Origin of the sequence: Arthrobacter pascens (assembly GCF_017052465.1) — a bacterium.
GTDB classification, from domain to species: domain Bacteria; phylum Actinomycetota; class Actinomycetes; order Actinomycetales; family Micrococcaceae; genus Arthrobacter; species Arthrobacter pascens.
In genome coordinates, this window is sequence record NZ_JAFHKT010000148.1 from 30,349 (window position 1) to 44,494 (window position 14,146).

At 66.1% G+C, this 14,146-nt stretch carries 15 protein-coding genes and 1 pseudogene; 11 read left to right on the plus strand and 5 right to left on the minus strand.

All coding sequences use genetic code 11. The features are described from left to right. Window positions 1-31 precede the first annotated feature (31 nt). Window positions 32-1,096: a YihY/virulence factor BrkB family protein gene (locus JYA52_RS16335; protein WP_307869425.1), complete on the plus strand. Its 1,065-nt coding sequence runs from the start codon at window positions 32-34 to the stop codon at window positions 1,094-1,096. On the opposite strand, the gene JYA52_RS16340 is transcribed toward JYA52_RS16335, so the two are convergent. The 5 genes from JYA52_RS16340 to sdhC form a co-directional block, all read right to left on the minus strand. Then, window positions 1,053-1,823: an alpha/beta hydrolase family protein gene (locus tag JYA52_RS16340; RefSeq protein ID WP_205654222.1), complete on the minus strand. Its 771-nt coding sequence runs from the start codon at window positions 1,821-1,823 to the stop codon at window positions 1,053-1,055. The two genes, JYA52_RS16335 and JYA52_RS16340, sit on opposite strands and share 44 nt — an antisense overlap. A 105-nt stretch (window positions 1,824-1,928) precedes the next feature. After that, on the minus strand, window positions 1,929-2,711 hold the full coding sequence (locus JYA52_RS16345; protein WP_205654223.1) for a succinate dehydrogenase iron-sulfur subunit: 783 nt from the start codon (window positions 2,709-2,711) through the stop codon (window positions 1,929-1,931). Between the two features lies 1 nt (window position 2,712). Continuing rightward, on the minus strand, window positions 2,713-4,512 hold the full coding sequence (gene sdhA, locus JYA52_RS16350; RefSeq protein ID WP_205654224.1) for a succinate dehydrogenase flavoprotein subunit: 1,800 nt from the start codon (window positions 4,510-4,512) through the stop codon (window positions 2,713-2,715). A gap of 102 nt (window positions 4,513-4,614) precedes the next feature. Further along, window positions 4,615-5,115, minus strand: coding sequence for a succinate dehydrogenase hydrophobic membrane anchor subunit (locus tag JYA52_RS16355; RefSeq protein ID WP_240460439.1), 501 nt, complete (start codon window positions 5,113-5,115; stop codon window positions 4,615-4,617). A 3-nt stretch (window positions 5,116-5,118) separates the two neighbouring features. Further along, entirely contained in the window at window positions 5,119-5,499 is a 381-nt protein-coding gene (gene sdhC / locus JYA52_RS16360; protein ID WP_082178227.1) for a succinate dehydrogenase, cytochrome b556 subunit, read from the minus strand. A gap of 258 nt (window positions 5,500-5,757) precedes the next feature. Between sdhC and JYA52_RS16365 the strand changes: the two genes are divergently transcribed. From JYA52_RS16365 to JYA52_RS16410, 10 genes and pseudogenes are all read left to right on the plus strand, one after another. Continuing rightward, on the plus strand, window positions 5,758-6,891 hold the full coding sequence (locus JYA52_RS16365; protein ID WP_205654225.1) for a mannose-1-phosphate guanylyltransferase: 1,134 nt from the start codon (window positions 5,758-5,760) through the stop codon (window positions 6,889-6,891). An 88-nt stretch (window positions 6,892-6,979) separates the two neighbouring features. Beyond that, window positions 6,980-8,200 (plus strand): amidohydrolase, encoded by a 1,221-nt coding sequence (locus tag JYA52_RS16370; protein ID WP_205654226.1) that lies wholly within the window; start codon window positions 6,980-6,982, stop codon window positions 8,198-8,200. 133 nt (window positions 8,201-8,333) lie between these two features. Continuing rightward, window positions 8,334-8,768, plus strand: coding sequence for a MarR family winged helix-turn-helix transcriptional regulator (locus JYA52_RS16375; protein WP_205654227.1), 435 nt, complete (start codon window positions 8,334-8,336; stop codon window positions 8,766-8,768). 37 nt (window positions 8,769-8,805) lie between these two features. Then, window positions 8,806-9,237 (plus strand): organic hydroperoxide resistance protein, encoded by a 432-nt coding sequence (locus JYA52_RS16380; RefSeq protein WP_205654228.1) that lies wholly within the window; start codon window positions 8,806-8,808, stop codon window positions 9,235-9,237. Beyond that, window positions 9,234-10,262, plus strand: coding sequence for an NADP-dependent oxidoreductase (locus JYA52_RS16385; RefSeq protein WP_205654229.1), 1,029 nt, complete (start codon window positions 9,234-9,236; stop codon window positions 10,260-10,262). The genes JYA52_RS16380 and JYA52_RS16385 overlap by 4 nt, the downstream gene beginning before the upstream one ends. A 378-nt stretch (window positions 10,263-10,640) precedes the next feature. Beyond that, window positions 10,641-10,874, plus strand: a pseudogene (locus tag JYA52_RS16390) (ABC transporter permease); the annotation flags it as partial. A gap of 5 nt (window positions 10,875-10,879) precedes the next feature. Next, the gene (locus tag JYA52_RS16395) at window positions 10,880-11,317 is read left to right on the plus strand and encodes a cytidine deaminase (RefSeq protein ID WP_205654230.1); all 438 of its coding nucleotides are present in this window, start codon (window positions 10,880-10,882) and stop codon (window positions 11,315-11,317) included. Continuing rightward, the gene (locus JYA52_RS16400) at window positions 11,314-12,636 is read left to right on the plus strand and encodes a thymidine phosphorylase (RefSeq protein WP_205654231.1); all 1,323 of its coding nucleotides are present in this window, start codon (window positions 11,314-11,316) and stop codon (window positions 12,634-12,636) included. The genes JYA52_RS16395 and JYA52_RS16400 overlap by 4 nt, the downstream gene beginning before the upstream one ends. Before the next feature lie 4 nt (window positions 12,637-12,640). Further along, on the plus strand, window positions 12,641-13,258 hold the full coding sequence (locus JYA52_RS16405) for a DedA family protein (protein ID WP_205654232.1): 618 nt from the start codon (window positions 12,641-12,643) through the stop codon (window positions 13,256-13,258). Between the two features lie 101 nt (window positions 13,259-13,359). Beyond that, window positions 13,360-14,100, plus strand: a complete 741-nt coding sequence (locus JYA52_RS16410) for a DedA family protein (protein ID WP_307869403.1) — start codon at window positions 13,360-13,362, stop codon at window positions 14,098-14,100. The last annotated feature ends 46 nt before the right edge of the window (window positions 14,101-14,146 follow it).

The following is a 14,146-nucleotide window of genomic DNA, read 5'->3' on the forward strand; positions in this document are numbered from 1 at the left end:
ACGCCTGAAGCTCGAGGTCATCCGCAAGAAGGTGGAGTGGGGCAAGACGCGCCGGTCGGGCAAGGGGCCGGTGCCCCAGCTCATGGCTATGCTCCAGTGGCTGCTCGCCCGGCTGAACGCCTTCCGACCGATGCGCGCATGGCAGCACTACACGCGGCAGCACGGACCGCTGATGAGCGCCGGCAGCGGGTTCAACATGTTCTTCTCGATCACCGGCCTGCTGGCCACCGGGTTCTCCGTCGCCGGCCTGGTGCTCCGTGGCCAGCCCGCCCTGCTGGACCGCATCATCGCCAGCGTGGCAGAAAGCGCCCCGGGCCTCCTGAAGGTCAACGGCGGTGACGGACTGGTGGATCCCAAGGACCTCCTGAACCCCGAAGGCCTTGGCTGGACCGCCGTCATCGCCGCCGTCGTCACGGTGGTCACCTCGCTGGGCTGGATCGCCGGCCTGCGGGAAGGCCTGCGCGGGGTCATGATGCTGGGCCCGCTAAAGCTCAACCCCGTGGTCCTCAAGCTGCGCGACGCCGGAACGCTGCTGCTGCTCGGTGTCGCCCTCGTGATCAGTTCCGGTGCCTCCCTCGTGTTCGGCACGGCGGCCGGCTGGGTGATCGAGCAACTCCGCCTGGATCCGGCAGTGGGCGGGCGGCTGGCCGCGCTGATCAAGATCGCCGTGCCCCTGCTGCTGAACTGGGTCACCGCAGTCATCATGTTCCGTCTGGCCGGGGGGCTGAAGCTGTCCCGCCGGGCGCTGCTGGAGGGAACCATTCTCGCCGGTGTGGGCACGGCCGTGCTCCAGGTGTTCAGCACCGAACTGCTGGCGGGCGCCGGACGCAACCCCATCCTGGCCCCGTTCGCCATCATCATCGGGCTGCTCATCTGGTTCAACCTGGTGAGCCAGGTCTATCTCGTGGCCGCGGCCTGGTCCGTCATCCGCCAGGAGGACCTGAAGGCCGCTCCGGCAGCGAAAACCACCGGCTGGGGGTCACGGCAGGTGCAGCCCGGGAAAACGCCCGTCGAGAAGCACCACGCGGCCGAGCGGCCCCGTCCCGCCGGGATCACCGCCCGGCGTCGAGGTACTGATCGGCCCACGCCGCGATAATCTTCGCTGCCCTGGCGGCCTGGCCTTTGCCGGTGAGCAGATGGTCGCTGCCCTCCAGGGACACGAAGTTCCGCGGGTGGCGGGCGGTTTGAAAGATGGTGCTGGCATTCTCGATTCCCACGGTGTTGTCGGTGGGGGAGTGGAGCACCATCAGGGGCTTGTGCAGCCGCTTGATGCAGTCGGTGAGGTCGGCGTTTTCCAGGTCCTCGACAAAGTGCCGGCGGATCTCCACGCGCTTGCCGCCGAGGTCCACCTCCGCGCTGCCTTCGCTGAGGATCTTGTCCAGGGCGGCGTCGAAGACGTGGGCCACATGCTTCGGCGAGAACGGGGCAGCGACGGTCGCCACGGCGTCGAGTTCGGGAATCTCGGAGGCTGCGGCGAGGACGGCGGCGCCGCCGAACGAGTGGCCCACCAGGAGGGAAATCGCCCTGCCCTCGGCACGCATGAACTCGGCTGCCCGGACCGTGTCGGCCACCTTGTGGCTGAAGGACCCCTCGGACCACAGGCCGGCCGAATCGCCCAGGCCCAGATTGTCGAAGCGGAGCATGCCGATCCCGTTGTCCGCCAGGGCCTTGCAGATCCGGGACGCCGCCGGGCTGTCCTTGCCAAGGGTGAAGCCGTGCGAGAACACACCCCAGCCCTTGACGGCGCCCTCGGGCACGTCAACGATCCCCGAGAGCATCTCGCCGGTGGAGCCTGCGAAGGTGACTTTTTCGGAACGTGACATGACGCTCCCCTTTCGTTGGGAGATCTACGACGACGGCGCCCCCACCGGAAGGTGAGAGGCGCCGTCGTCGTCAATACTGGGGTGGACCTTGCTAGCTGCCGGACACTAGATCTTGCGGGACAAAATTGCCTGCTTGACCTCGGCAATCGCCTGCGTGACCTGGATGCCGCGCGGGCAGGCTTCGGAGCAGTTGAAGGTGGTGCGGCAGCGCCACACGCCTTCCTTGTCGTTCAGGATTTCCAGGCGCATGTCGCCGGCGTCATCGCGGGAGTCGAAGATGAAGCGGTGCGCGTTCACGATGGCGGCCGGTCCGAAGTACTGGCCGTCTGTCCAGAACACGGGGCAGGACGACGTACACGCGGCGCACAGGATGCACTTCGTGGTGTCGTCAAAGCGCTCACGGTCCTCGGCGGACTGCAGGCGCTCCTTGGTGGGCTCGTGGCCCTTGTTGATCAGGAACGGCATGACTTCGCGGAAGGACTGGAAGAACGGCTCCATGTCGACGATCAGGTCCTTCTCCACCGGGAGGCCCTTGATGGGTTCCACCGTGATGGGCTTGGACGTGTCGAGGTCCTTCAGGAGGGTCTTGCAGGCAAGGCGGTTGCGGCCGTTGATGCGCATGGCGTCGGAGCCGCACACACCGTGCGCGCAGGACCGGCGGAAGGAGACGCTGCCGTCCACTTCCCACTTGATCTTGTGCAGGGCGTCCAGCACGCGGTCCGTGCCGTACATGGTCAGCTTGAAGTCATCCCAGCGGGCTTCCTCGGAAACCTCCGGGTTGTAGCGGCGGACGCGCAGGGTGATGTCGAACGTGGGGATTTCCCCGCCGCCGCCGACGCCGGCGGGCAGTTCAATCTTTGATGCTGGCTCAGCAAGTTCAGCGGACATTTTAGTACTTCCTCACCATCGGCTCGTAGCGCGTAAATACAACCGGCTTGGTGGCAAGCCGAATCCCGGCAATGCTCTCCGCGGAACCGTCCGCGGGAGCGTGCTCGTCCTTGTACGCCATGGAGTGCTTCATGAATTTTTCGTCGTCGCGGTCGGGGAAGTCCTCGCGGAAGTGGCCGCCGCGGGATTCCTCGCGGTGAAGGGCAGCAACCGTCATGACCTTCGCCAGTTCCAGCAGGAAGCCGAGTTCGACGGCCTCGAGGAGGTCCAGGTTGAAGCGCTTTCCCTTGTCCTGGACGTTGATGCGCTTGTAGCGCTCCTCGAACGAGGCGATGTCCTTCAGGACCTGGTTGAGCGTCTCGGCCGTGCGGAACACCTGCATGTTGGCGTCCATGGTGTCCTGGAGTTCCTTGCGGATCACGGCCACCTTTTCGTCACCGGTGCCCTTGCGGGCAATGTCCAGCAGTTCCAGGGTGTACGCCTCCGGATCCTCCGGGAGTTCCACGAAACCGGCCGTCTTGGCGTATTCAGCGGCTGCGATGCCGGCACGCTTGCCGAACACGTTGATGTCCAACAGCGAATTGGTGCCCAGGCGGTTGGAGCCGTGGACCGAAACACAGGCCACCTCGCCGGCGGCGTACAGGCCGGGAACCACGGTGTCGTTGTCCTGGAGGACCTCGGTGTTGATGTTCGTGGGGATGCCGCCCATGGCGTAGTGGGCTGTCGGGAAGACGGGGACCGGCTCCGTGTAGGGCTCCACACCGAGGTAGGTGCGGGCGAACTCGGTGATGTCCGGCAGCTTGGCGTCGATGTGCGCCGGCTCAAGGTGCGTCAGGTCAAGGAGGACGTAGTCCTTGTTCGGGCCGCAGCCGCGGCCTTCGCGGACTTCGTTGGCCATGGAGCGGGCCACGATGTCACGCGGGGCAAGGTCCTTGATGGTGGGGGCGTAGCGCTCCATGAAGCGCTCACCTTCGGAGTTGCGCAGGATGGCGCCCTCGCCTCGCGCGGCCTCGGAAAGCAGGATTCCCAGCCCGGCAAGGCCGGTCGGGTGGAACTGGAAGAACTCCATGTCCTCCAGCGGAATGCCGCGGCGGAAGGCGATGCCCATGCCGTCGCCCGTGAGGGTGTGGGCGTTGGACGTCGTCTTGAAGACCTTGCCGGCGCCGCCGGAGGCGAACACCACGGACTTGGCCTGGAACACGTGCAGCTCGCCGGAGGCGAGGTCGTAGGACACGACGCCGGCAACGCGCTTCTGCTTGTACGCCGTGCCGTCCTCGCGCACTGCGTCTTCCTCGACGGTGAGGAGGTCCAGGACGTAGTACTCGTTGTAGAACTCGACGTTGTGCTTGACGCAGTTTTGGTACAGCGTCTGCAGGATCATGTGGCCCGTGCGGTCGGCTGCGTAGCAGGCCCGGCGGACCGGAGCCTTGCCGTGGTCGCGGGTGTGGCCGCCGAAGCGGCGCTGGTCGATCCGGCCCTCGGGCGTGCGGTTGAACGGCAGACCCATCTTCTCGAGGTCCAGCACTGCGTCGATGGCCTCCTTGGCCATGACTTCGGCGGCGTCCTGGTCAACCAGGTAGTCGCCGCCCTTGATGGTGTCGAACGTGTGCCATTCCCAGTTGTCTTCTTCGACATTGGCCAGGGCCGCACACATGCCGCCCTGGGCCGCACCCGTGTGGGAGCGGGTGGGGTAGAGCTTGGTCAGTACTGCTGTTCGCGCACGCTGACCGGATTCGATCGCGGCGCGCATCCCGGCGCCACCGGCACCGACGATGACGACGTCGTACTTATGGACCTGCATACCAGACGCTCTTTCTCTCAAAATTCGCAATAAAACAACGGGCGGGCTGAGGCCTGCTCCGCAAACAGAAGCCCGCCGGACGGGGCGGGCAGCCGCGGTCCGCTACGCGGGGCAGAAGCCGCCGGGGAGCTGGACGCCGTCAACGACAGGGCACGGGTTGAAGGTGAAGATCACCAGGGTGCCCAGGATGATGATGACGGTGGTGGCGGCGTAGAGGACCATCTTCAGCCAGAAGCGGGTGGAATCCTTCTCGGCGTAGTCGTTGATGATGGTGCGGACGCCGTTGGTGCCGTGCAGCATGGCCAGCCAGAGCATGGCGAGGTCCCAGAACTGCCAGAACGGGTCAGCCCACTTGCCGGCAACGAAGCCGAAGTCGATGGCGTGGATACCCTCACCCACGAGCAGGTTGACGAACAGGTGTCCGAAGATCAGGACAACCAGCACCACGCCGGAGAGGCGCATGAACAGCCAGGCCAGCATCTCGAAGTTGCCGCGGGCGCTGCCGTTGCGGCGGTACTGCGGGGCGATCCTGCCGCTGTCACCGCTGCTGGACTGTCCACGGTCATTTCCACTGCGCGGGGACTGGATCTGTGTTGCAGTCATGGCTTAGTGACCTCCGAGTGCGAGCGACAGGTGGCGGATGGAGAAGGCGACCATGGTGACGACCCAGAGGCCGAGGACAACCCAGAGCATCTGTCGCTGGTACTTGGCGCCCTTCTTCCAGAAGTCGACGGCGATGATCCGCAGGCCGTTGAAGGCGTGGAATACGATCGCTGCGACAAGGCCCGTTTCACCCAGGGCCATCAGCGGGTTCTTGTAGGCACCGATTACCGCGGTGTAGGCCTCCGGCGACACCCTCACAAGGGAGGTGTCCAGCACGTGGACCAACAAGAAGAAAAAGATCACAACACCGGTAATGCGGTGTCCAACCCAGGACCACATGCCTTCACGGCCGCGGTACAAGGTGCCAGCTGGTTTCGTCGGCACTGAATAAACCTCCCTGCAACACAGCGGCGCTGGCACGGGATCCATGCGGGGGGAACGCCTGCTGTGAGAGCACTCGTAGCTCAGGCCTAAATCTAGGCTTCGCTCACAGCTTATTCAATTTAGGCATTCCTCGGCTGCCGCCTACTGTACGGTTTTGGGTCCTTTTTTGAGACGAACGCCACATCTTGTTTCCCGTATTTATGTCCTGTGCGCCCGTCACAGGAGCACCTTGAGGCTCGTCAGCTAAAGTAGGCCGTGATGAGTAAAGACAAAGTGACACGCCAGGATTCACCTCTCAGCCGTTTTATTGCTGTGATTCCTGCAGGTGGGGTGGGGACCCGCCTCTGGCCTCTATCGCGTGCAGCAGCTCCCAAATTCCTTCACGACCTCACAGGCTCGGGGAGCACGCTTCTGCGTGCCACCTATGACCGGCTTGAGCCCCTGGCGGGCAACCGGGTCCTCGTTGTCACCGGCAACGCGCACCGTGAGGCGGTCTGCCGCCAGCTGCCCGAGGTTCAGGACGCCGACCTCGTGCTGGAAAGCGAGCCCAAGGATTCCGGCGCCGCCATCGGCCTGGCCGCAGCCATCCTGCACCAGCGGGACCCGGACATCATCATGGGCTCGTTTGCCGCCGACCAGGTGATCAGCCCGAACGACCTTTTCCAGGACGCGGTCCGGGAGGCCATCCACACCGCCGCGGCGGGCAAGATCGTCACCATCGGAATCAAGCCCACGCACCCTTCCACCGGGTTTGGCTACATCCGCTCCGGAGCGTCCCTGCACATCCCCGGCGCACCGAGCGCCCAGGCAGTGGTGGAATTCGTGGAAAAGCCGGACGAGGAAGTCGCCCAGCAGTACGTGGACAGCGGCGAGTACGTCTGGAACGCCGGCATGTTCGTGGCGCCCGTCTCCCTGATGCTCAAGCACTTGGAAGCGAACCAGCCGGAGCTGTACAACGGCCTGCAGGAAATCGCCGAGGCCTGGGACACGCCGAACCGTGACGAGGTCACGGCCCGAATCTGGCCCACCCTGCCCAAGATTGCCATCGACTACGCGGTGGCCGAGCCCGCAGCGGCAGCCGGGGACGTCGCCGTCGTGCCCGGAACCTTCCGCTGGGACGACGTCGGCGACTTCGCCTCGGTGGGGCGGCTCAACAGCGCCAGGGAAGTGGACGAGGTCACCGTCCTGGGCGTAGGCGCACGCGTCTTCACCGAAAACGCCAGCGGCGTGGTGGTGTCGGACACCAAGCGCGTCATCGCGCTGATCGGGATCAAGGACGTGGTCATCGTGGACACTCCGGACGCGCTGCTGGTCACCACCAAGCAGCATTCCCAGCGCGTGAAGCAGGCCGTGGACGCCCTCAAGGCCAGCGGCGACTTCGACGTGCTGTAGCCCCGGGAACCTGGATTCGTGAGCGGCAGTTCCGTAACGCGGCGAAGGCGAATGCCGCTATTCCTACGGCCCTCGCTAGAGTTGTGATGTGCGCAATTACACTACTGAAGCTGAGCCCACCGCGCTGGTGGGGCCGTGGCTCGAGCCGCTCCTGCCGGAACTGATCGATTTCCGCCGGGACCTGCATGCGCACCCCGAACTGTCCTTCAAGGAATTCCGGACCACGGACAAGCTCGTGGAGCGACTGGTTGAGGCAGGACTGGAACCGCGCCGCCTGGACGGCACGGGCCTCACCGTGGACGTCGGAGAGGGCCCCATCGCCACCGCGCTGCGCGGCGACATTGACGCCCTGCCGATCATCGAAGAAACGGGCCTGCCGTTCGCGTCCAAGAACCACGGTGTGACCCACGCCTGCGGGCACGACGTCCACACCACCACCATGCTGGGCATCGCCCTGGTGCTGCACCGCATGCACCAGGAATCGCCGCTGGGCGCCACAGTCCGGATCATCTTCCAGCCCGCGGAGGAGACCATGCCGGGCGGCGCCCACTCGTGCATCGAGCAGGGTGTCCTGGAAGGCGTGCCGCGCATCCTGGCGCTGCACTGTGACCCGCGGATCAACGTGGGCAAGATCGGCACCCGGATCGGTGCCATCACGTCCGCCTCGGACACCATCAAGATCGAGCTCAGCGGACGCGGCGGCCACACCTCGCGCCCGCACCTCACCGAGGACCTCGTCTTCGCCCTGGCACAGATCGCGGTGAACGTCCCGGCAGTGCTTTCCCGCCGCGTGGACGTCCGCAGCGGCGTATCGGTCGTCTGGGGCCAGATCAACGCCGGGTCGGCCCCGAATGCCATTCCGGGAACCGGCTACATGTCCGGGACCATGCGGTGCCTGGACCGCGACGCCTGGCACAGCGCCGGCGAACTCCTGGACGAAGTGGTCCATCAGGTGGCCGAGCACTATGGCGTGGACGTGCACCTGGAACACACCCGTGGCGTGCCCCCGGTGGTGAACTCGGAGCACGAGACGGCCCTCATCGAGGCAGCGGCCCGCGCCGAGATCGGCGAAGGCGCCGTGGTCCTGACCCCGCAGTCCATGGGGGGCGAGGACTTCGCCTGGTTCCTGGCCGAGCTGCCCGGGGCCATGATGCGCCTTGGCACCAAGACCCCGGGTGGAGAAGAGTACGACCTCCACCGCGGCGACTACATCCTCGACGAACGTGCCCTCGGCTACGGCATCCAGGTGCTCACCGCCGCGGCCCTCCGCACCATCCGCGACCTCGACCCAGCGCCAACGGACACTTAAGCCCCTCCGCCCGAGCGCGAACCGGCAGCTAATTCCCTTAATCTCCGGATTTGAGGGCATCAGCTGCCAGTTCGCGCTTACCTTTTGGCTAGGTAAGTTGTGCACAATTGAATTGTGGGCTACCGTTATGGTCATGACCGACGCCCCCCGCCTGGACCGCCAGGTGTGCTTTGCGCTCTACTCCGCATCCCGCGCCGCCACCGCCGTCTACCGGCCGTTGCTGGACGAGCTGGGGCTGACCTACCCGCAATACCTCGTGATGCTGGTGCTCTGGGAAAACGAACCCCGCGGCGTGCGGGAGCTGGGCGACGAGCTGGGGCTCGATTCCGGCACGCTCTCGCCCCTGCTCAAACGGCTCGAGGCGCTGGGCTTCGTGAAACGGCGGCGCTCCGGCGAGGATGAGCGGCGCGTCGCAGTCCACCTCACGGACACCGGCCAGGCGCTCAGCGGCAAGGCATCCCGCATCCCCCAGCGGCTGGCCGACGCCGCGGGCCTGTCCCCGCGCGAGCTGGAGCAGCTCCGCGAAACCCTGGGCAAGCTCACCGCCGCGCTGCACGGCGCGCACTGACTCCCACCCCAACCAGAACCACCAGAACGGAACTGCTGTGAAGACTCTCTATACTGCCGAGGCACTTGCCTCCGGCGAAGGCCGCGATGGCTCTGCCCGCACCAAGGATGGGACGCTTGACCTGAACCTGGCCAGTCCCGTGGAGCTCGGGGGTGACGGGCAGGGCACCAACCCCGAGCAGCTCTTCGCCGCCGGCTATGCGGCCTGCTTCCACTCCGCCCTCCGCCTGGTGGGCCGCAAGGAACGGGCCGACCTGACCGACTCCGCGGTGGCGGCGAAGATCCACTTCGGCGCGCTCGACGGCGGCGCAGGCTACGGTCTCGCCGCGGAGCTGGAGATCGCCCTGCCCGCCCTGGACCGCACCACGGCGCAGGCGCTCATGGACAAGGCGCACCGGATCTGCCCGTACTCGAACGTGACCCGGGGCAACATGGATGTGGCCCTGACCCTCGTGGAGTTTGCGGCATGAGCGCCACCCAGGACACGCTCCTGCCCACAGCAACCCGCGAAATCCAGCTGGCCTCGCGCCCCGTGGGCCGCCCGGCGCCGGAGAACTTCCGGCTGGCGGAGACTCCGCTGCCCGAACTCCAGGACGGCCAGGTGCTGGTCCGCAACCAGTTCATCTCCGTGGACCCTTACATGCGCGGCCGCATGAACGACGTCAAGTCCTATTCAGCGCCCTTTGCGCTGGATAAAGCGCTCGACGGCGGGGCGGTGGGTGAGGTGATCGCGTCCCGGGCTGACAACCGCAAGGTGGGGGACGCCGTCGTACATCAACTCGGCTGGCGCGAGTACGCCGTGGTGGACGCCGGCGCAACGACGCGCGCCCGCACCGAGCTGGCCCCGGCCTCCGCATTCCTCGGCGCCCTCGGCATGACCGGCCTGACGGCGTACGCCGGCCTGCTGAAAGTGGCCGAGTTCAGGGCCGGGGACGCCGTGTTCGTCTCGGGCGCTGCCGGGGCCGTGGGCTCACTCGTGGGGCAGATCGCCAAGGCCATGGGCGCTTCCCGGGTGATCGGCAGCGCCGGTTCGCCTGAAAAGGTGGCGCGCCTCCTGGAACTCGGCTTTGATGCTGCCTTCAATTACCGCGACGCGCCTGTCCGGGACCAGCTCAAAGCCGCCGCCGGCGAGCAGGGGATCGATGTGTACTTCGACAACGTGGGCGGCGACCACCTCGAAGCGGCGCTGTCCGTCCTCAACGTCGGCGGCCGGGTTGCGATGTGTGGTGCCATCGCGCAGTACAACGCAACGGAACCGCCCGCCGCTCCCCGCAACCTTGCCTTGGCCATCGGCAAGCAGCTGACCCTCCGGGGCTTCCTCGTCAGCGGCCAGCGGCAGCATGCGGCGGAGTTCGCGGAGCGGATGGCCGGATGGCTGGCCGACGGCACCGTCAGCTATGACGAGACGGTGGTGGAGGGCCTCGAGAACGCACCCCGGGCGTTCATGGATCTGCTCGACGGCCGGAACACCGGAAAGATGCTCGTACGCCTCTGACCAGGCGAACCACCAGCGCGAACGGACATTTGAGGCCCTCCGTCCGGGCCCCAAGTGTCCGTTCGCGCTTTGCGTGCGCGGGGGCTGGATTAGACCGGCCTACTCGTAGGTAACAAGTTCTCAACAATCTTAAGTTACCGCGATTTGTGTGTTATTCGGACGTGGCGCAGGCCACTACAGTGGCTTGCATAAGTGCGCTTCGGCGCAGTGCTGCGAAACCATCAGTGAAAACAGAATTTCAGTGTGGAGCATTAGAATCGGACACTCATTGACTCTTCGTCGTGGCGCCTATCTCTCTTTCTTCCTGGAGGAAATTTGACGAACTCAGTGCGTGCAAACGTCAAGCGCGGTTCGTTAGCCGGCGCGGCTTCCGTGAGTGCAGCGGCCTTGCTGCTGACCTTCGGGCGCTGGAACCCCATCGGTGCGTTCTTCGCCTCCTTGCTGTTCGGCTTCGCGGACAACCTGCAGAGCATCGTGACCATCATCGGCACGCCGGTTCCCAGCCAGTTCATGGCCATGCTGCCGTACCTTGTGACCGTCCTGGCGGTGGCCGGCCTCGTCGGCAGGTCGCGTCCGCCGGCTGCCAGCGGCATTCCGTACGTCAAGGGTTGACGGACGTGGACAGGGCCTCGTCAAGCTCTACCGCCGGGGGCGAACAGTCCGACGTCGACTGGCCGGCATTGGCGGCCGCCGCCGCCAGTGCCATGAAGAACGCGTACGCTCCCTATTCGAAGTTCCCGGTGGGGGCGGCTGCGCTCACCGAGGACGGCCGGATCGTGAGCGGCTGCAATGTGGAGAACGCCAGTTACGGCCTGACGCTGTGTGCGGAGTGTGCGCTGGTGGGCAACCTGCGGATGACCGGCGGCGGGCTGCTGCGGGCGTTCTACTGCGTGGACGGCGGCGGCAACGTGCTCATGCCGTGCGGGCGCTGCCGCCAACTGCTGTACGAATTCCGTGCTCCGGGCATGGAGCTCATGACCACGCAGGGAATCAAGACCATGGACCAGGTGCTGCCCGACGCATTTGGCCCACAACACCTGGAGGAGACCCGGTGACTAGCACTTCACAGAAGGCCGAGCCGTTCGACGCCGTCGACGTCATCCGCACCAAGCGTGACAAGGGCGTCCTGAGCCCCGAACAGATCGACTGGACCATCCACGCCTATACACGGGGCGTCGTCGCCGACGAGCAGATGGCCGCGCTGAACATGGCCATCCTGCTCAACGGCATGGACCGGTCCGAGATCTCCCGCTGGACCGCGGCCATGATTGCCTCGGGGGAGCGGATGGACTTCTCCAGCCTCCGGCGCCCCGACGGCGGAGTGAAGGCCACGAGCGACAAACACTCCACCGGCGGCGTGGGGGACAAGATCACCCTTCCGCTGGCGCCTCTCGTGGCAGTGTTCGGTGTGGCCGTACCCCAGCTCTCCGGCCGCGGGCTTGGCCACACCGGCGGCACGCTGGACAAGCTCGAGTCCATCCCGGGCTGGCGCGCCGCACTGAGCAACGACGAAATGATGGCCCAGCTCCAGGACGTCGGCGCCGTCATCTGCGCAGCCGGTGCCGGCCTCGCCCCGGCGGACAAGAAGCTCTACTCACTCCGGGACGTCACCGGAACCGTCGAGGCGATCCCGCTGATCGCCTCGTCCATCATGAGCAAGAAAATCGCCGAAGGCACGGGCTCCCTGGTGCTCGACGTCAAGGTGGGCAGCGGCGCGTTCATGAAGGACGAGGCCCGCGCGCGGGAACTGGCAGAGACCATGGTGGCCCTCGGCAAAGACGCTGGTGTGAACACCGTTGCCCTCCTGACCAACATGAACACGCCCCTGGGCCTGACCGCGGGCAACGCCATCGAGGTGGAAGAGTCCGTGGAGGTGCTCGCCGGCGGCGGCCCGGAAGACGTCGTCGAACTCACCGTCCGGCTGGCGGAGGAGATGCTGGCCTGCGCCGGGGTCAGTGACGCCGACCCGGCAGCGGCTCTCAAGGATGGCCGCGCGATGGACGTCTGGAACCGGATGATCGCAGCCCAGGGCGGCGATCCGCGGGCGAAGCTGCCTGTGGCGAAGGAGTCAGAGACCATCTATTGCCCGGCCGACGGCGTCCTCGTGGAACTGGACGCTTTGGCCGTGGGCGTGGCAGCCTGGCGCCTCGGGGCGGGCCGCGCGCGGAAGGAGGACACGGTGCAGGCAGGGGCCGGCGTGCGCCTCCATGCCAAGCCGGGGGCGGCTGTGCGGGCCGGGGAGCCGCTCGTGACGCTGCTTACCGACACTCCGGAGAAGTTCGCCCGGGCCAAAGAGTCGCTCGAGGAAGCGTTCACGATTGCTCCGGAGGGGTCGCGCCCGGCACAGCAGCTCATCATCGACCGCATCGCCTAGCACCGTGCAGGCCATCAACGACTTCATCCTCGCTGCCGCGGGGCAGCCCTGGGTCCTGCTCATCGTCCTCGCCTGCTGCTTCATCGACGGATTCTTCCCGCCCATCCCCAGCGAATCCGTGGTGGTGGGGCTGGCGGCCGTCGCGTCGACGGCGGATGTCCCCAATCCGTGGCTCCTCATGGCCATCGCTGCGCTGGGGGCGTTCACCGGGGACAACACCGCCTACCTCATCGGCCGGGGTGTGGGGATCCGGCGCTGGCAGTGGATGCGGGGACCGCGCATGCAGCGGGCATTCCGCTGGGCCGGGCGCGAACTTCGGAAGCGGCCGGCGTCGCTGATCCTCGTGGCGCGGTTCGTTCCGATCGGCCGTGTGGCGGTCAACCTGACCGCGGGCGCCACTCACTATTCCCACACCCGCTTCGTCGCGCTGACTGTGCTGTCCGCGTCGCTGTGGGCCAGCTATTCCGTGGCCATCGGGCTGTTTTTCGGCCAGTGGTTCGAGGAAAACCATCTGCTCGGAGCGGCCATCGCGATCGTCTGCGCGATCGTGCTGGGCATCATCGTGGACATTGTCATCACCCGGCTGCGCGGGCGCATTCCCGAACCCTTGGCGGAGGAGTGATTTTCCTGGAGCGGGCGTAGCGGATATGCTCCGGCCATGCGACACTGAAGAGCGATTTACGTCACTTTCAGTTCTTGTCATTGTCAAGGAGCAGCACCCGCGTGGAGTTTATTAATGAGGCCGTGCTCCATGCAGCGGGTCAATGGTGGATTTATCCCATTTTGCTTTTGTTTTTCTTCGTTGACGGCTTCGCGATGGTGGTTCCCAGCGAAACGCTGATCGTGGCCCTGGCGGCGTTCTCCCGGCACAGCGGCGAGCCCAACCTCCTGATTCTCGGGGTGACGGCGCTCGCAGGCGCGATGGCTGGCGACAACATGGCGTACCTCCTCGGCCGGAAGATCGGCCTGGACCGCTGGAAATGGATGCGCCGCCCGAAGGTCCAGAAGGCTTTTGCCTGGGCACGCTATGAGCTGGAGAAACGCGGGGCGGTTCTGATCTTCACCGCCCGCTATATCCCTTGGGGACGCGTGGCGGTCAATTACGTCGCGGGAACCACGGGTTTCCCGCACCGGCGGTTCTTCCTGCTGGACGCATTTGCGTGCGTGACATGGGTGGGATATTCCATCGGCATCGGAATTGTGGCCAGCTCGTTCCCCTTGCTGCACCACAACCCGCTGCTCGGAGCCGGCATAGCGGTGGTCTTCGCCGTCATCCTGGGCATTGTCATTGACCATCTGCTGCGCTGGTGGCACAAGCGGCTCGGCCGCAACGATGTTGTTCCGGTGCAGCCGGGCGCCGAAGCCGAAGAAGCGCTTCACAATGCCCCAGAGGGGGGTGACGCCGGCCGGCTCACCGCCGCGCTGCCTGTTGCCATCACGGCCGATGTGGAACCGGGCCGCTGACGCGGCCCGCAGGGCGCCCGCCGGGCCGTTGGCGTTGTGCGCGGTG

Excerpts from the sequence above, each read along its gene's own strand:
- JYA52_RS16345 (WP_205654223.1), bottom strand. The coding sequence starts at position 2,711 with ATGTCCGCTGAACTTGCTGAGCCAGCATCAAAGATTGAACTGCCCGCC.
- JYA52_RS16375 (WP_205654227.1), top strand. The coding sequence starts at position 8,334 with ATGACCGACGCCCCCCGCCTGGACCGCCAGGTGTGCTTTGCGCTCTAC.
- JYA52_RS16385 (WP_205654229.1), top strand. The coding sequence starts at position 9,234 with ATGAGCGCCACCCAGGACACGCTCCTGCCCACAGCAACCCGCGAAATC.
- sdhA (WP_205654224.1), bottom strand. The coding sequence starts at position 4,512 with ATGCAGGTCCATAAGTACGACGTCGTCATCGTCGGTGCCGGTGGCGCC.
- JYA52_RS16340 (WP_205654222.1), bottom strand. The coding sequence starts at position 1,823 with ATGTCACGTTCCGAAAAAGTCACCTTCGCAGGCTCCACCGGCGAGATG.
- JYA52_RS16365 (WP_205654225.1), top strand. The coding sequence starts at position 5,758 with ATGAGTAAAGACAAAGTGACACGCCAGGATTCACCTCTCAGCCGTTTT.
- JYA52_RS16355 (WP_240460439.1), bottom strand. The coding sequence starts at position 5,115 with ATGACTGCAACACAGATCCAGTCCCCGCGCAGTGGAAATGACCGTGGA.